This is a genomic window from Jannaschia sp. GRR-S6-38 (assembly GCF_029853695.1).
GTDB lineage: Bacteria > Pseudomonadota > Alphaproteobacteria > Rhodobacterales > Rhodobacteraceae > Jannaschia > Jannaschia ovalis.
Map to the genome: position 1 here is coordinate 1,283,186 of NZ_CP122537.1, position 15,191 is coordinate 1,298,376.

15 protein-coding genes are annotated in these 15,191 nt (G+C 70.1%); 8 read left to right on the forward strand and 7 right to left on the reverse strand.

From position 1 onward, the window contains the following. Positions 1–9 precede the first annotated feature (9 nt). Entirely contained in the window at positions 10–1,548 is a 1,539-nt protein-coding gene (gene atpA, locus P8627_RS06695) for a F0F1 ATP synthase subunit alpha (protein WP_279966937.1), read from the reverse strand. Then, positions 1,548–2,114: a F0F1 ATP synthase subunit delta gene (locus P8627_RS06700; protein ID WP_279966938.1), complete on the reverse strand. Its 567-nt coding sequence runs from the start codon at positions 2,112–2,114 to the stop codon at positions 1,548–1,550. Before P8627_RS06700 ends, atpA begins: the two co-directional genes overlap by 1 nt. Positions 2,115–2,424: 310 nt before the next feature. Between P8627_RS06700 and P8627_RS06705 the strand changes: the two genes are divergently transcribed. Beyond that, the gene (locus P8627_RS06705) at positions 2,425–2,847 is read left to right on the forward strand and encodes a CBU_0592 family membrane protein (protein WP_279966939.1); all 423 of its coding nucleotides are present in this window, start codon (positions 2,425–2,427) and stop codon (positions 2,845–2,847) included. Here P8627_RS06705 and P8627_RS06710 read toward each other — a convergent pair. Beyond that, entirely contained in the window at positions 2,844–3,608 is a 765-nt protein-coding gene (locus P8627_RS06710) for a class I SAM-dependent methyltransferase (protein WP_279966940.1), read from the reverse strand. The genes P8627_RS06705 and P8627_RS06710 overlap by 4 nt on opposite strands. A 58-nt stretch (positions 3,609–3,666) precedes the next feature. Here P8627_RS06710 and gloB point away from each other — a divergent pair, with 58 nt between their 5' ends. From gloB to P8627_RS06725, 3 genes are all read left to right on the forward strand, one after another. Beyond that, entirely contained in the window at positions 3,667–4,422 is a 756-nt protein-coding gene (gloB, locus tag P8627_RS06715) for a hydroxyacylglutathione hydrolase (protein ID WP_347882295.1), read from the forward strand. A 146-nt stretch (positions 4,423–4,568) separates the two neighbouring features. After that, entirely contained in the window at positions 4,569–6,899 is a 2,331-nt protein-coding gene (gene clpA, locus P8627_RS06720) for an ATP-dependent Clp protease ATP-binding subunit ClpA (protein WP_279966941.1), read from the forward strand. 344 nt (positions 6,900–7,243) lie between these two features. After that, positions 7,244–8,161 (forward strand): M23 family metallopeptidase, encoded by a 918-nt coding sequence (locus tag P8627_RS06725; RefSeq protein ID WP_279966942.1) that lies wholly within the window; start codon positions 7,244–7,246, stop codon positions 8,159–8,161. Positions 8,162–8,165: 4 nt separating this feature from the next. Here the strand turns inward: P8627_RS06725 and P8627_RS06730 are convergent, their stop codons facing one another. Further along, entirely contained in the window at positions 8,166–8,549 is a 384-nt protein-coding gene (locus P8627_RS06730; protein ID WP_279966943.1) for a rhodanese-like domain-containing protein, read from the reverse strand. Positions 8,550–8,616: 67 nt separating this feature from the next. Between P8627_RS06730 and P8627_RS06735 the strand changes: the two genes are divergently transcribed. Further along, on the forward strand, positions 8,617–9,354 hold the full coding sequence (locus P8627_RS06735) for an SDR family NAD(P)-dependent oxidoreductase (RefSeq protein ID WP_279966944.1): 738 nt from the start codon (positions 8,617–8,619) through the stop codon (positions 9,352–9,354). Between the two features lie 2 nt (positions 9,355–9,356). Continuing rightward, positions 9,357–9,701, forward strand: coding sequence for a RidA family protein (locus P8627_RS06740; protein ID WP_279966945.1), 345 nt, complete (start codon positions 9,357–9,359; stop codon positions 9,699–9,701). A gap of 59 nt (positions 9,702–9,760) precedes the next feature. Here P8627_RS06740 and P8627_RS06745 read toward each other — a convergent pair whose 3' ends face one another. The 3 genes from P8627_RS06745 to fsa form a co-directional block, all read right to left on the reverse strand. Beyond that, entirely contained in the window at positions 9,761–10,687 is a 927-nt protein-coding gene (locus tag P8627_RS06745) for a tyrosine recombinase XerC (RefSeq protein WP_279966947.1), read from the reverse strand. An 8-nt stretch (positions 10,688–10,695) separates the two neighbouring features. Continuing rightward, a complete protein-coding gene (locus P8627_RS06750) occupies positions 10,696–11,394 on the reverse strand; it encodes a DUF484 family protein (RefSeq protein WP_279966949.1) in 699 nt (232 codons plus the stop codon). Between the two features lie 109 nt (positions 11,395–11,503). Beyond that, the gene (gene fsa / locus P8627_RS06755) at positions 11,504–12,157 is read right to left on the reverse strand and encodes a fructose-6-phosphate aldolase (protein ID WP_279966951.1); all 654 of its coding nucleotides are present in this window, start codon (positions 12,155–12,157) and stop codon (positions 11,504–11,506) included. A 63-nt stretch (positions 12,158–12,220) separates the two neighbouring features. Here fsa and P8627_RS06760 point away from each other — a divergent pair, with 63 nt between their 5' ends. Together P8627_RS06760 and P8627_RS06765 are read left to right on the forward strand one after the other, a co-directional pair. Next, entirely contained in the window at positions 12,221–12,844 is a 624-nt protein-coding gene (locus P8627_RS06760) for a LysE family translocator (protein WP_279966953.1), read from the forward strand. Positions 12,845–12,888: 44 nt separating this feature from the next. Beyond that, complete coding sequence (locus P8627_RS06765; protein ID WP_279966954.1) at positions 12,889–15,078, forward strand: primosomal protein N'; 2,190 nt, start codon at positions 12,889–12,891, stop codon at positions 15,076–15,078. Positions 15,079–15,191 lie beyond the last annotated feature (113 nt).

Consider the following 15,191-nt stretch of genomic DNA (forward strand, 5'->3'; position numbering starts at 1 on the left):
CCGACCGCCTTACGCGTAGGTCTTGGCGAAAGCGTCGATCTCGGCCTTCAGCTTCTCTTCCGCATCGCCCTTGATCTTGGGATCCTCGTTGGTGAGCCAATCGAGGATGTCCTTGCCCTTGCCGCGCATGTGGCTGAGCAGCGCGGCCTCGAACTTTCCGACCTCCCGGACCGGCAGCTTGTCGAGATAGCCGTTGGTGCCCGCATAGATGACGCAGACGATCTCGGCATTGGTCAGCGGCGAGTATTGCGGCTGCTTCATCAGCTCGGTCAGGCGCGCGCCGCGGTTCAGAAGGCGCTGCGTCGCCGCGTCGAGGTCGGAGCCGAACTGCGCGAAGGCCGCCATCTCGCGGTACTGCGCGAGGCTCAGCTTCACGGGGCCGGCCACGGATTTCATCGCGTTGGTCTGGGCCGAGGAGCCCACGCGCGACACCGAGAGGCCGGTGTTCACCGCCGGGCGGATGCCCTGGAAGAACAGGTCGGTCTCGAGGAAGATCTGGCCGTCGGTGATCGAGATCACGTTGGTCGGGATGAAGGCCGACACGTCGCCGCCCTGCGTCTCGATGATCGGCAGCGCCGTCAGCGAGCCCGCGCCGTTGTCTTCGTTCAGCTTGGCCGAACGCTCGAGCAGGCGCGAGTGGAGGTAGAAGACGTCGCCCGGATAGGCTTCGCGCCCGGGCGGGCGGCGCAGCAGCAGCGACATCTGGCGGTAGGCCACGGCCTGCTTGGAGAGGTCGTCATAGACGATCAGCGCATGCTTGCCGTTGTCGCGGAAATACTCGGCCATCGCGGTGGCGGCATAGGGCGCGAGGAACTGCATCGGCGCCGGGTCCGAGGCGGTGGCAGCCACGACGATCGAGTAGTCGATCGCGCCCGATTCCTCGAGGCGCTTCACCAGCTGCGCCACGGTCGAGCGCTTCTGGCCGATCGCCACGTAGATGCAGTAGAGCTTCTTGCCCTCGTCGTCGCCGGCGGCGTCGTTGTAGCTCTTCTGGTTCAGGATCGTGTCGAGCGCCACGGCGGTCTTGCCGGTCTGGCGGTCGCCGATGATCAGCTCGCGCTGGCCGCGGCCGATCGGGATCATGGCGTCCACGGCCTTGAGGCCGGTGGCCATCGGCTCGTGCACCGACTTGCGCGGGATGATGCCCGGCGCCTTCACGTCGGCGACGCGGCGCTCCTTGGCGTCGATCGGGCCCTTGCCGTCCAGCGGGTTGCCCAGACCGTCGACCACGCGACCGAGAAGGGCGTCGCCCGCGGGCACGTCCACGATCGAGTTGGTGCGCTTGACCGTGTCGCCTTCCTTGATCTCGCGGTCCGAGCCGAAGATCACGACGCCGACATTGTCGCTTTCGAGGTTCAGGGCCATGCCCTGGATGCCGCCCGGGAATTCGACCATCTCGCCGGCCTGGACGTTGTCGAGGCCGTAGACGCGGGCGATGCCGTCACCGACGGAGAGCACGCGACCCACCTCAGCCACCTCGGCCTCCTGGCCGAAATTCTTGATCTGGTCCTTGAGGATCGCGGAGATTTCCGCAGCCTGGATCGCCATTACCGAACCTCTTTCATCGTATTCTGGAGTGCGTTGAGCTTCGCGCGGATCGAGGTGTCGATCATCTGCGAGCCGATCTTGACCACGAGACCGCCGATCAGCGTGTCATCCACGGTCACATCTAAGTTCACGTCCTTGCCGGTCGACGCCGTCAGCGTCTTGGCCAGCTTCTCGGACTGGGTCTTCGTCAGGGCCTTGGCGGTGCGAATCTCGGCGGTCACCTCGCCCTTCTCCTCGGCCAGCATGTCCCGCAGCGCGCGGACCATCTGCGGCACGACGAAGAGGCGCCGCTTGGTCGCCATCAGGGCCAGCACGTTCTTCATCGTCGTGGTCAGGCCCATCGTCTCGGCCAGCGCGGCCACGGCGTTGCCCTGGTCGGACCGCGAGATAACGGGCGAGGTCAGCACCTCGCGCAGCTCCGGGGAGGCCTTCATCGCCTCGTCCAGCGCGGTCACGTCCGCTTCCAGTTTCCCAAGGTCGCCGGCGTCGCGGCTGAGATCGAAGACCGCTTGCGCGTAGCGCTCGGCAATCCCCATCGAGATCGAAGCTGGTTCGGACACGTCCACCCTTTCGACAGTTTCCGGGTGCCGCCGTCCCGCCGTGGGCACCCATAGAAAACCCGACCCGCTAGGGCCGGATCACGATTTCGCGCTCCCTCTAGCAGAGGGGTCTGGGTGCTGCAACAGCCCGCCGCCGGGCACATTCGCCACAGGGGCGCGACGCCTCGGGCCGGGTTCGCGAACGCCCCGGCACCCCGGGAATCGCCCCGCGCCAGTCTGGAAACCCTTACTCGTTAGGCGCGCCGGCTTCCGCTACGTCAAGTCATGACGGCGGGTCGTGTGCATTCTGGCCCGCCGGGTTGGGGAGACTTGGACGATGACGGGCTTCGATCTTGCCGAAACCGCTCCGATGCAGCTTCTGGGGCTGCTCGGGGCCGTGCTCTACATCTGCAATTACTGCGCGCTGGCGATGCGCCTCGTCGATACCTCGGGCAGCCTGTATTTCCTGTTGCAGCTCGCCGCGGCGACGATGGTGCTGCTGAGCCTCAGCGAAGCCTTCAATGTCGGCGCGATGATGATCCAGATCTTCTTCATCACCGTCAGCCTGCTGGCCCTCCTGACGCGCCTGCGCCGGGCCCGCACGCCGCAGCGCCGGGACCGCGCGGCGCGCTTGCGGCCCCTCGGGACCGATCCGCTTCGCGCGCGGCGTGAAACGCGAGATCCGCCGGCCACTCGGAACACCGGGCGCGAGGACCCGGAGGAAGCCGAGGCCCCGGCGATGGGCGGCGCAACCGCCTAGCCCGACCGGTCGCGTACCCGCCCGGCGGCCTGTGGCTCCGGCACGCCTTCCAGGACCCGTAGTGGCCGGCGCACGCGTTCGGCGAGGCCGGGGCGCGGCCGCGCGGGGACCTGCTTGGACACCTCCAGCATGATGACGCCGCCGCCGCCCGAGGAGGACAGCCGCTGGCCCATCCCCTCGACCATGTCGCCGGTGCGCTGCCAGAACTTGCCCTCGCGCGGGGGGCGGAACAGCGCGGCGGCATGGCGTTCGGGCACGAGACCCGCGCGCTTCACCTGCGCCTCGAGCTGGCCCAGCGAATAGGGCCGCCCGAAGCCGAAGGGCGTGCGGTCGCGCCGCGCCCAGAGGCCCGAACGGTTCGGCACGATGAAGATCGCCCGCCCGCCGGGGCCCAGGACGCGCGCGGCCTCGTCCAGAAGGGCCGTCGGGTTCTCCGAGGTGTCGAGCCCGTGCAGCGCGACCAGCCGGTCGACCACGCCGGTCTCCAGCGGCCAGAGCGTCTCCTCGCAGAGGACCGAGACGTTCTTCATGCCGGCGGGCCAGTGCATCACCCCCTGCGGCGCGGGCATCAGCCCGATCACCCGCCGCGCCTCCGCCAGGTAGGGTCGCAGGAGCGGCACCGCGAAGCCGAAGCCGGCCACGGTCTGGCCCTTCGCCTCGGGCCAGAGCGCCAGCAGCCGGTCGCGCACCGCCTTCTGCGCTGCCCGCCCGAGCTGGGTCCGGTAGTAGAATTGTCGCAGATCCAGCACGTCGAGATGCATGTCGCGGTTGTCCCTCGTCGTCTCAGGGCCATGCTTACCGCGAGAATGGGAGAATGCCATGACCATCCGCGACAGCCTGACCACCATCCCCTGCCTGAGCGACAATTACGCCTTCCTGTTCGAGACCGGCGGCCGGCGCGTCCTCGTCGATGCGCCCGAGGCGGGTCCGATCCTCGCGGCGCTGGATGGGCGGCCGCTGACCGACATCCTGCTGACGCATCACCACCCCGATCACGTGCAGGGCGTGGCCGAGCTGGTCGCGGCGACCGGCGCGAAGGTCTGGGGGGCCGCCGCTGACGCGCATCGTCTGCCGCCGCTCGACCACGCGCTCGAACCCGGCGACCGCATCGAGATCGGGACCGAGACCGGCGCTGTCTGGGACGTTTCGGGCCATACGATCGGCCATATCGCCTTCGTTTTCGACGGGGTCGCGTTCACCGGCGACAGCCTGATGGCCGCCGGTTGCGGGCGCCTGTTCGAGGGCGCGCCCGCACAGATGCTGACGAGCCTGCGGCAGTTCGACACCCTGCCCGGCGAGACGCTGATTGCCTCGGGGCACGAGTACACTGGCAACAACCTCGCGTTTGCGCGCACACTTGAACCGTCAAATGCACAGCTTATCTCTCGCATTGCGGAGGTCGAGCGGCTGCGCGCGGAGGGAGAGCCTTCCGTCCCCTCGGTCCTCGAGACCGAACGCCACACCAACCCGTTCCTGCGCGCCCATATCGAAGCGATCAAGGACGCCACGGGGACAAGCGGACAATCGGACGAGGCCACCTTTGCCGCGACGCGTCGCGCGAAGGATGCCTTCTGATGCATCGGCCAGCGGGCATTTCCATCACCTTGGGGTGAGAGATGACCGCGGGGGTCACGAAAAAGGTTGAAGCCGGGCAGGCGACAACCAAAACTTAAAGAAACGCGGTCACAGTCCCGTCGTCCGCGTCGGCTGAGGAGAACAGCATGCCATCGTTCTCGAACACTCTCGAGCAAGCCATCCACGCGGCGCTGGCGCAGGCCAATGCGCGTCGCCACGAACTCGCCACCCTCGAACACCTTCTGCTGGTCCTGATCGACGAGCCGGACGCCGCCCGCGTCATGAAGGCCTGCGGCGTCAATCTCGACGAGCTGCGCCAGACGGTGGAGGAATTCATCGAAGACGATCTCTCGACGCTGGTGACGGACGTCGAGGGCTCCGAAGCCGTCCCGACCGCCGCCTTCCAGCGCGTGATCCAGCGCGCCGCCATCCACGTGCAGTCCTCGGGCCGCACCGAGGTGACGGGAGCGAATGTCCTGGTCGCCATCTTCGCCGAGCGTGAATCGAACGCCGCCTACTTCCTGCAGGAGCAGGACATGACCCGCTACGACGCGGTGAACTTCATCGCGCATGGCGTGGCGAAGGACCCCGAATACGGCGAGACGCGGCCCGTCCAGGGCTCGGACGAGGAGGAAAGCTTCAACGCCGCCTCCGACGGGCCGAACCCGGCCGAGAACCGCGAGAGCGCGCTGGCCAAGTACACCGTCGATCTCAACAAGAAGTCGGCCAAGGGCGATGTCGACCCGCTGATCGGGCGCGAGCTCGAGGTCGAGCGCTGCATTCAGGTGCTGTGCCGCCGCCGCAAGAACAACCCGCTGCTGGTGGGCGACCCGGGCGTCGGCAAGACCGCGATCGCGGAAGGCCTCGCGCTCAAGATCGTCAAGGGCGAGGTGCCGGACGTGCTGTCGGGCGCCACGATCTTCTCGCTCGACATGGGCGCGCTGCTGGCCGGCACCCGCTACCGCGGCGATTTCGAGGAGCGGCTGAAGGCCGTCGTCTCGGAGCTCGAGGAGCATCCCGACGCCGTCCTCTTCATCGACGAGATCCACACCGTGATCGGCGCCGGGGCCACCTCGGGCGGCGCGATGGACGCGTCGAACCTGCTCAAGCCGGCGTTGGCCGGCGGCAAGCTGCGCACCATGGGCTCGACCACCTACAAGGAGTTCCGTCAGCATTTCGAGAAGGACCGCGCGCTGTCGCGGCGCTTCCAGAAGATCGACGTGAACGAGCCCTCGGTCGAGGACACGGTGAAGATCCTCAAGGGCGTGAAGTCCTATTTCGAGGATCACCACTCGATCAAGTACACCGCCGACGCGATCAAGACCGCGGTGGAACTTTCGGCGCGCTATATCAACGACCGCAAGCTGCCCGACAAGGCGATCGACGTGATCGACGAGGCCGGGGCCGCGCAGGCGCTGGTGGTCGAATCGAAGCGCCGCAAGACCATCGGCACGAAGGAGATCGAGGCCGTCGTGGCCAAGATCGCCCGGATCCCGCCGAAGAACGTCTCGAAGGACGACGCCGAGGTACTGCGCGATCTCGAAGCCTCGCTCAAGCGCGTGGTCTTCGGCCAGGACGCGGCGATCGAGGCACTCAGCTCGGCGATCAAGCTGGCCCGCGCGGGCCTGCGCGAGCCCGAGAAGCCCATCGGCAACTACCTGTTCGCGGGCCCGACCGGCGTCGGCAAGACCGAGGTCGCCAAGCAACTCGCCTCCACGCTGGGGGTCGAGATGCTGCGCTTCGACATGTCGGAATACATGGAGAAGCACGCCGTCTCGCGCCTGATCGGCGCGCCCCCGGGCTATGTCGGCTTCGACCAGGGCGGTCTGCTGACCGACGGGGTCGACCAGCATCCGCATTGCGTGCTGCTGCTCGACGAGATCGAGAAGGCGCATCCGGACGTGTTCAACATCCTGCTGCAGGTGATGGATCACGGCAAGCTGACCGACCATAACGGCCGGGCGGTGGATTTCCGCAACGTGGTGCTGATCATGACGTCGAATGCCGGCGCCTCGGATGCCGCGCGCGCGCCGCTGGGCTTCGGCCGCGATCGCCGCGAGGGCGAGGACACCGCCGCGATCGAACGGACCTTCACGCCGGAATTCCGCAACCGGCTGGACGCGGTGATCAGCTTCGGCCCGCTGCCCAAGGACACGATCCTGCAGGTGGTCGAGAAGTTCGTGCTCCAGCTGGAAGCGCAGCTTCTGGACCGCGGCGTGACGATCGAGCTGACCCGCGCGGCCGCCGAATGGCTGGCCGACAAGGGCTACGACGACAAGATGGGCGCCCGGCCGCTGGCCCGCGTGATCCAGGAGCACGTCAAGAAGCCGCTCGCGGAGGAGCTTCTCTTCGGCAAGCTGGCCAAGGGCGGCGTGGTCAAGGTCGGCGTGAAGAACGGCGAGCTCGATCTGCGGATCGAGGAGCCGGGGCCGTCGAAGCTCTCGAACAAGAAGCCGCCGCTTCTGACCGCCGACTGAGGCGGCTGAGCGACAGGAAGGGCCCCCGCAGCGCGGGGGCCTTTTCGTTGGGCGCGCTGCGGCAGCGGCCCGCGCGGCTGCCGGCCACGCCCCGCCCGGCGAGGCAGCGCTGCCCTTCCGTCCGCTCATGCCGAAAGCCCCAGCGGCGGCCCGCCGGCGATGGGCCCTACCACATGGCGACCCGCTATCCATCGCGCCCGCGCGGGCCCGAAGCACGGACCGACGCGCGCGGTATGCGCGACATTGCCGAACGGAGCTACCGTTCCGGGACCCGACCGCCCGCCAGTCCCGCCCGGACCGAACAGGGGTGCGCCCGCGCCCGTATCCCCGCTAGGCTCCGCTCCATGCGCCTCCTCGTCCCGCTCCTCCTCCTCACCTGGCCCGCCGCGGCAGAGCCGCGCCTCGTCCTGCCGATCGATTGCGAGCTGGGCGAGAATTGCATGATCCAGCATCATGTCGATCTGGATCCCGGCCCGGGCGTCCGCGACTGGACGGGCGGCACGTTGGCCTATGACGGCCATAACGGCACCGATTTCCGGCTGCCGGACCGGGCGGCGATGGAGGCCGGCGTGGCCGTCCGCGCCCCGGCCGCGGGCACGGTCATCGGTACGCGCGACGGCCAGCCGGATCGCGGCCTGCCCCAGCGCGCCCGCATGGACGGCGTCGAATGCGGCAACGGAGTCCGGATCGATCTCGGGGAGGGCTGGATCACCCAGCTTTGCCACATGGCCCGCGGCTCCGTCGCCGTTCGCACCGGCGACCGGGTGGCGCAGGGCGACCTTCTGGGTCGCGTCGGCCTCTCGGGGGCGACGGAATTTCCGCATCTTCACATGCGGATCGAACGCGACGGCGCCGTCGTCGACCCGTTCCGCGCCGGTCTCTGGCAGGACGCGCCGCCCTATGCACCGGGCGGGCTGCTGTCGGCAGGCTTCTCGGATGCTATGCCCGATTACGAGGCGGTCAAGGCGGGCACGGCCGATGCCGCCGCCCTGCCCCTCGACGCGCCGGCTCTGGTCCTCTGGGGCGCGGCCTTCGGCGCGCAGCCGGGCGACGTGATCGCACTGGAAATCCTCGGCCCCGGCGGGCGCGAGGTGATCGCGCACGAGGCCCGGCTCGACCGCGCGCAGGCCCAGCTCTTCCGCGCGGCGGGGCGGCCGCTGCGCGCCCGGCGCTGGCGCGGCGGCACCTATCGCGGGATCGTGCGGATGCTGCGCGACGGGGCGGAGATCGACCGGATCGAGATCGAGATCCCGGTCGGGTGACGGCTCAGCCCTTCGGCTCCGGGGTCTCGACCGGGCCGCCGGCCTCGACCCAGGCACCCATCCCGCCTTCGAGATGCGCCACCTCGTAGCCCATGTCCTGCAGCGCCGCCGCCGCCAGCGCCGAGCGCCAGCCACTGGCGCAATGCAGCACGTAAGGTCCCGGCCCCGCGAAGACCTCGCGATGATAGGGGCTTTCGGGATCCCACCAGAATTCCAGCATGCCGCGCGGCGCGTGGACCGAGCCCGGGATCTTGCCCTTGGCCCGCTCGCGCACGTCGCGGATGTCGACGATCACGGCATCGGGCGCGGCGCGCAGCCGCGCGACGTCCCATTCCTCGATCCGCTCGCGCGCGGCGGCGACGAGCTCGGCGGCGGTCTTCTTCTCCATGACGGCCACGTTGACGCCATCGCCCGGCGGGTTCAATCCTCGCCGGACGGAAATCGGGGAGGACGGGATGGACCGCATCGCATTGATCACCGGCGCCGCGCAGGGCATCGGCTATGCCTGCGCCGAGGCGCTGGCCGAAGACGGCTGCCGCGTGGTGCTTGCCGATATCAAGGACAGCGTGCACGACGCCGCGGCGAAGCTGGGCGGGACGGGCTATGTCTGCGACATGGGCGACGGGGCGCAGATCGCCACGCTCTTCGACACGGTCGAGGCCGAGATCGGGCCAGTCTCGGTGCTGGTCAACAATGCCGGCATCGCGATCGGAAGCGATTTCCTCGAGATGTCCGAGGCCGATTTCCGCAAGGTGCTGGACGTGAACCTCGTGGGTGTCTTCCTGGCGACGCAGCGGGCCGCGAAGACCATGGTCGCCAAGGGCATCGAGGGCGCCATCGTAAACATGTCCTCGATCAACGCGCAGGTCGCGATCCCGGCGATCGCGGGCTATTGCGCGTCGAAGGGCGGGGTGATGCAGCTGACGAAAGTGGCCGCGCTGGCGCTCGCCCCGCACAACATCCGTGTGAACGCCGTGGGCCCCGGCTCGATCGACACCGAGATGATGGCCGCGGTCAACGCGGATCCGGCCGCCTTCGACCGCGCCATGTCGCGCACGCCGCTTAAGCGGCCCGGCACGGCGCGCGAGATCGGCGATGTCGTGGCCTTTCTCGCCTCGTCCAAGGCCAGTTACGTGACCGGCGAGACGGTCTATGTCGATGGCGGACGCCTCGGCCTCAACTACACGGTGTGACCATGATCGAACGCAAGCTGACCACAAGCCGGATGAGCCAGATCAACATCCACGGCCAGACGGTCTACCTGGCCGGCCAGGTGGGCGAGGGTGCCTCGGTGACGGACCAGACGACCGACATGCTGGCCCGGATCGACCGTCTGCTGACCCAGGCGGGTTCCTCGCGCGAGCATATCCTGCAGGCGGTGATCTGGCTGGCTGACATGGACGATTTCGAGGAGATGAACGCCGTCTGGGACGCCTGGGTGCCCGAGGGCCACGCCCCCGCCCGCGCCTGCGGCGAAGCCCGGCTGGCCCGGCCGGAGTTCCGGGTCGAGATCATCGTGACGGCGGCGCTGAAGGGCTGACCCGCCGAAAGACCCGTGCGCGCGACCTCCCGCCAGACGCCGGGTCGCGGGCGCGGCCCTTAGCGCCCGTGCGGATGGGCCCGGGCGTAGGTCTCCATGAGGTGGACCGCGTCGACCGCCGTATAGGCCTGAGTCGTCGAGAGCGAGGCATGGCCCAGCAATTCCTGGATCGCGCGCAGGTCGCCCCCCGCCTCCAGCAGGTGGGTCGCGAAGCTGTGGCGCAGCGCGTGGGGCGTGGCCGTCGAGGGCAGGCCCAGCTGCATCCGCGCCCGCGCCATCACGCCTGAGACGATGCGCGGCGAGAGCGGCCCGCCCCGCGCCCCGCGAAACAGCGGCGCATCTCGCGACAGGTCGTGCGGACAGATCGCGCGGTAGCGTTCGACCGCGGCCCGCGCCGCGGGCAGGACCGGGACCAGGCGCTCCTTGCCGCCCTTGCCGCGGATGCGCAGCACCTGGGCCAGCGGCGCGTCGGCGCCAGTCAGGCCCAATCCTTCGGAAATGCGCAGCCCGCAGCCGTAGAGGATCGTCACCACCGCGACGTCGCGGGCGGCGATCCACGGCTCGGCATGTTGTAGCCCGACCGTGTCGATCAGCTCGCGCGCGGCATCCTGCGGCAGGGGGCGCGGCAGCGGCTTGCGGAACCGGGGCGCGCGGGCCGACAGGATCGCGGTGGGGTCGAAGCCCTCGCGCTCCGACAGCCAGCGGGTGAAGCTCTTGAGGGCGGACAGCCGCCGCGCGACCGAGCGGGCGGCGGTGCCGCGCATCCGCTCGGCGGCCATCCAGGCGCGCAGGTCCCCGGCCCCCAGCTGCCCGATCTGCCCGAGGCCCATCGGCCCGCCGCGATGGGCGGCCAGGAACGACAGGATCGCCGCCACGTCCGCGCCATAGGCCGTCACCGTGGCCTCTGCCGCGCCGTCGAGCGCGCGCAGGTGGTCGCGCCACGCCTGCAGCGCGTCGCGCAGGCCGGGGCTCAGCGCGACCGACACGGCGCGGCTCAGCCCAGGTGCCGGCGCAGGACCCGCTCGAACACGCCGGTGAAGAAGGTCAGAAGCTCGGTGCCCTGGTTGGCGCGGAACTGGTGCGGGTCCTCGGCGCCGAGGACCAGGAGCCCCGGCATCCGGCCGTCGCCCATCTCCAGCCGGAGCAGCGCCTCGGAGCGGATGAAATCCGCAGCCTCGCCGAACACCGCCGCCGAGGCGGCGTCGCATTGGCGCAGCGTGACCTGCCGCGCGGGCAGGTTCCGGCCCTGCGTGACGTAGTCGTGGCAGAACCCCGCAGCGACCGGGGCCACGCTCTCGTGCGGCGCCTCGCCCGGCGCGGCGCTTTCCAGCACCAGCCGGATGCGGTCGACGCGCAGGATGTCGGCCAGGTCCTCGGCCATCAGGTCCAGCAGCTCGGGAAGCGCGGCGCAGTCCAGAAGCCGCAGCACGCAGCGGTGGATCTGGTTCGTGCCGGCGAGGTTCTCGTAGGCGGCGGCGATGACCGAGCGATGCGTGTCCTCCAGCCGGTCCAGCCGCGCCTCCAGCCGGTCCATCGCGATGCCGCGCAGGTCGACGATGTTCTGGCCCATCTGGCGCTCGTTCGCGGCGATCAGCGCGCGCATCACGTCGCGATCGTCGAGGATCATGTCGGGGTCGGTCAAAACGCGGTCGCGCCAATCCTGCGCGGCCGCCGGGGCGGTCTGCTCGCTCATCTGCCTCTGTCTCCGGTCTGCTGCCGATTGCCCCCGCCCTAGCATGACGAAGGGGCGGCGCGAGACAAAACCCGCGCCGCCCCTGGCAATTCGCTGCGAGGTGTGACCTTCAGAGGATCTTCTGGCCGGTCTTCTCCCAATCCTTGAGGAAGGCGGTCAACCCGGCATCGGTCAGCGGGTGCTTGACCATGCCCTGGATGACATTGGGCGGCGCGGTCGCCACGTCGGCCCCGATCAGCGCGGCCTCCTTCATGTGGTTCGCGCTGCGGATCGAGGCCGCCAGGATCTGGGTCTTGAAGTCGAAATTGTCGTAGATCTCGCGGATGTCGCGGATCAGGTCCATGCCGTCGACATTGATGTCGTCCAGCCGGCCGATGAAGGGCGAGATGAAGGTCGCGCCCGCCTTGGCCGCCAGGAGCGCCTGGTTGGCGCTGAAGCACAGGGTCACGTTCACCTGCGTACCCTCGTCGGACAGCACCTTGCAGGTCTTCAGCCCGTCCCAGGTCAGCGGGACCTTGACGCAGATATTGGGCGCGATCTTCGCGAGATGGCGGCCTTCCTTCAGCATCTGGTCGTGCTCGGTGGCGACCACCTCGGCCGAGACCGGGCCGTCGACCATCGCGGCGATCTCGGCGGTGACCTCCTTGATGTCGCGCCCAGCCTTCATGATCAGCGAAGGGTTGGTGGTGACGCCGTCCACCATGCCCAATTCGTTGAGCTCGCGGATGGCGTCGATATCGGCGGTGTCGACGAAGAATTTCATAGCGTCCTCCCCAGTGATGGCGTTTGCTGCGGCTGATAGCGCAATCCCCGGCCGGAGGCCATCATGGACCTGACCACATGGGCCGCCTTCATGGCCGCCTCCGCTGCCCTGCTGGCCATTCCGGGGCCGACCGTCCTGTTGGTCCTGTCCTATGCGCTGAGCCAGGGACGCCGCGTCGCGCTGGCCTCGGCGCTGGGCGTGGGCACGGGCGACCTGCTCGCGATGAGCCTATCGCTCGCCGGGCTCGGCGCGCTGGTGCTGGCATCGGCCACGCTCTTCACCGTGCTGAAATGGATCGGCGCGGCCTATCTGGTCTGGATGGGGATCGGGCTCTGGCGGGCCGCCGGATCGGCGCGCTGGACCGAGACGCAGGCCGCGCCGGTCCCGGCCCGCGCCGTCTTCCGCCATGCCGCATTGGTGACCGCACTCAACCCCAAGAGCATCGTCTTCTTCATCGCCTTCGTGCCGCAATTCGTAGATCCGGGCGCGGCGCTCGGGCCGCAATTCGCGATCCTGACCGCCAGCTTCGTGGGCCTCGCGACGGTGAACGCGGGGCTCTACGCGCTGCTGGCCGACCGGATGCGCGCGGGGATGCGGCGGCCGTCGGTGCTGCGCCGGATCACCCGCGCGGGCGGCGCGGCGCTGGTCGCGATGGGGCTCGCCACGGCGTTGACGCGGCGCGCCTGACGCGGGCTCTGGCATCCCCGCGGCCCAGCGCCGATATGGGGCGCATGGACCGCTTCCATCCCGAAGGCACGCCGATCGCGGTGCTGACCACGCAGCCGCTGGACCGCGCGCTCGACTACCGCGCGCCCGCGGGCGGCGTGGCCGACGGCGCCTTCGTCGAGGTGCCGCTGGGCCCGCGGCTGGTGGCCGGCGTGGTCTGGGGCACGGCGGCGGGCGACTGGCCGGTCGAGAAGCTGCGCGGCGTGGCCCGCGTGCTGGACGTGCCGCCGATGGGCGCCGCGATGCGCGACTTCCTCGAGCGCGCGGCCGCCTACACGCTGACGCCGCTGGCCGCGATGCTGCGCCTCGCGCTGCGCACGCCCGGGCTGGGCGAGGCCCCGGGCAAGCGCGTCCTCTACGGGCTGGGCACGGGCGAGCCGGACCGCGCCACCGAGGCGCGCGGCAAGGTCATGGCCGTGCTGGAGGAGCGGCCGGACGATCTCTTCGGCGCCTCGGAACTGGCCGAGCTCACCGGCGTCTCGGCGGGCGTGGTCAAGGGGCTCCTGCCCTCGGGCGCGGTGCGCCGCGTGACCGAGGCGCGCGACGGCGACTTCCCCGCGCTCGATCCCGCGCGCCCCGGCAAGCCGCTCGCCCCCGACCAGGCGCAGGCCGCCGATATCCTGCGCGCCGCCGTGGCGGGCGGCGGCTACGGCACGACGCTGCTGAAGGGCGTCACCGGATCGGGCAAGACCGAGGTCTACCTGGAGGCCGTCGCCGAATGCCTGGCCCACGGCCGGCAGGCCTTGGTCCTCCTGCCCGAGATCGCGCTGACGGCGGAGTTCCTGACCCGCGTCGAGGCCCGCTTCGGCGCAAGACCGGCGGAATGGCATTCCGGCGTCACCCAGGCCGAGCGCCGCCGCGCCTGGAAGAAGCTCGCATCGGGCCAAGCCCGGCTAGTCGTGGGCGCGCGCTCCGCGCTGTTCCTGCCGTTCCGCGATCTCGGGCTCGTGATCGTCGACGAGGAGCACGACACTTCCTACAAGCAGGAGGACGGCGTCCTCTACTCCGCGCGCGACATGGCCGTGCTGCGCGCCGCCTGCGAGGGCGCACAGGTCGTCTTGGCCTCGGCCACGCCGTCCCTGGAAAGCTGGGCCAATGTCGAGATGGGCAAATATGCCCGGCTCGACCTGACCTCGCGCTTCGGCACCGCCACGATGCCCGAGCTGCGCGCCGTCGACATGCGCGACGCCGAACTGCCCGGCGGGCGCTGGATCTCGCCCACGCTGCGCGGCGCAATGGAAGACCGGCTGGCGAAGGGCGAGCAGTCGCTCGTCTTCCTCAACCGCCGCGGCTACGCGCCGGTGACGCTCTGCCGCGCCTGCGGCCAGCAGGTCGCCTGCCACCAATGCGATGCCCGGATGGTCGAGCACCGCTTCCAGAAACGGCTGATGTGCCACCAATGCGGCGAGACGGCGCCGATGCCCGTGGCCTGCCCCGCCTGCAAGGTCGAGGGCAAGATGGCCGCCGTCGGTCCGGGCGTGGAACGCATGGCCGAGGAGGTGACGGCGCTCTTCCCCGAGGCCCGCGTTGCGGTCCTGTCCTCGGACCTCTTCGGCTCGGCCCGCGCGCTGAAGGCCCGCGTCGAGGAGATCGCCGCGGGCGGCGCCGATATCGTCGTCGGAACCCAGCTGGTCGCCAAGGGCCACAATTTCCCGCAGCTCACGCTGGTGGGCGTGATCGATGCCGACCTGGGCCTGCAGGGCTCCGACCTGCGCGCCGCCGAACGGACCTTTCAGCTGATGCGCCAGGTGTCGGGCCGCGCGGGACGGGCCGAGAAGCCGGGCGTGGCGCTCCTTCAGACCTACCAGCCCGAGCATCCGGTGATCCGCGCGATCCTGTCGGGCGACGAGGAGGCGTTCTGGGCCGAGGAGGCCGCGCAGCGCCGCGCCGCCGGCGTGCCGCCCTACGGCCGGATGGCCGGGATCGTGATTTCGGACCCGGACGCGCGCACGGCCTTCGCGCTGGGCGAGGCGCTGGCGCGGCGCACCGACGCGCTGGCGCTGATCGGCGCCGAGGTCTTCGGCCCGGCCCCCGCCCCCATCGCCCGCATCCGCGGCCGCCACCGCGTCCGCCTGCTGGTCAAGGCGCCCCGGCAAGCCCCGATCCAGCCCGCGCTGGCCGAATGGGTGGGCTCGGTCGAGGTGCCGCGGTCGAGCCGGCTGAGCGTGGATATCGACCCGCAGAGCTTTCTCTAGGCCCGCGGCCCCGCCGGCGCGCGACCGCGCGGCGCATCCGCCCATCGCCCATGGACGCCATTGCCCCCCGCGCCCCGCTCCCCTTAGAACGGCGCGGACCGCAAACCGGAGAC

Bases quoted from the DNA above. Each gene is read 5' to 3' on its own strand.
- atpA (WP_279966937.1), bottom strand. From the start codon at position 1,548: ATGGCGATCCAGGCTGCGGAAATCTCCGCGATCCTCAAGGACCAGATC.
- P8627_RS06705 (WP_279966939.1), top strand. From the start codon at position 2,425: ATGACGGGCTTCGATCTTGCCGAAACCGCTCCGATGCAGCTTCTGGGG.
- P8627_RS06710 (WP_279966940.1), bottom strand. From the start codon at position 3,608: ATGCATCTCGACGTGCTGGATCTGCGACAATTCTACTACCGGACCCAG.
- gloB (WP_347882295.1), top strand. From the start codon at position 3,667: ATGACCATCCGCGACAGCCTGACCACCATCCCCTGCCTGAGCGACAAT.
- clpA (WP_279966941.1), top strand. From the start codon at position 4,569: ATGCCATCGTTCTCGAACACTCTCGAGCAAGCCATCCACGCGGCGCTG.
- P8627_RS06725 (WP_279966942.1), top strand. From the start codon at position 7,244: ATGCGCCTCCTCGTCCCGCTCCTCCTCCTCACCTGGCCCGCCGCGGCA.
- P8627_RS06730 (WP_279966943.1), bottom strand. From the start codon at position 8,549: ATGGAGAAGAAGACCGCCGCCGAGCTCGTCGCCGCCGCGCGCGAGCGG.
- P8627_RS06735 (WP_279966944.1), top strand. From the start codon at position 8,617: ATGGACCGCATCGCATTGATCACCGGCGCCGCGCAGGGCATCGGCTAT.
- P8627_RS06740 (WP_279966945.1), top strand. From the start codon at position 9,357: ATGATCGAACGCAAGCTGACCACAAGCCGGATGAGCCAGATCAACATC.
- P8627_RS06750 (WP_279966949.1), bottom strand. From the start codon at position 11,394: ATGAGCGAGCAGACCGCCCCGGCGGCCGCGCAGGATTGGCGCGACCGC.
- fsa (WP_279966951.1), bottom strand. From the start codon at position 12,157: ATGAAATTCTTCGTCGACACCGCCGATATCGACGCCATCCGCGAGCTC.
- P8627_RS06760 (WP_279966953.1), top strand. From the start codon at position 12,221: ATGGACCTGACCACATGGGCCGCCTTCATGGCCGCCTCCGCTGCCCTG.
- P8627_RS06765 (WP_279966954.1), top strand. From the start codon at position 12,889: ATGGACCGCTTCCATCCCGAAGGCACGCCGATCGCGGTGCTGACCACG.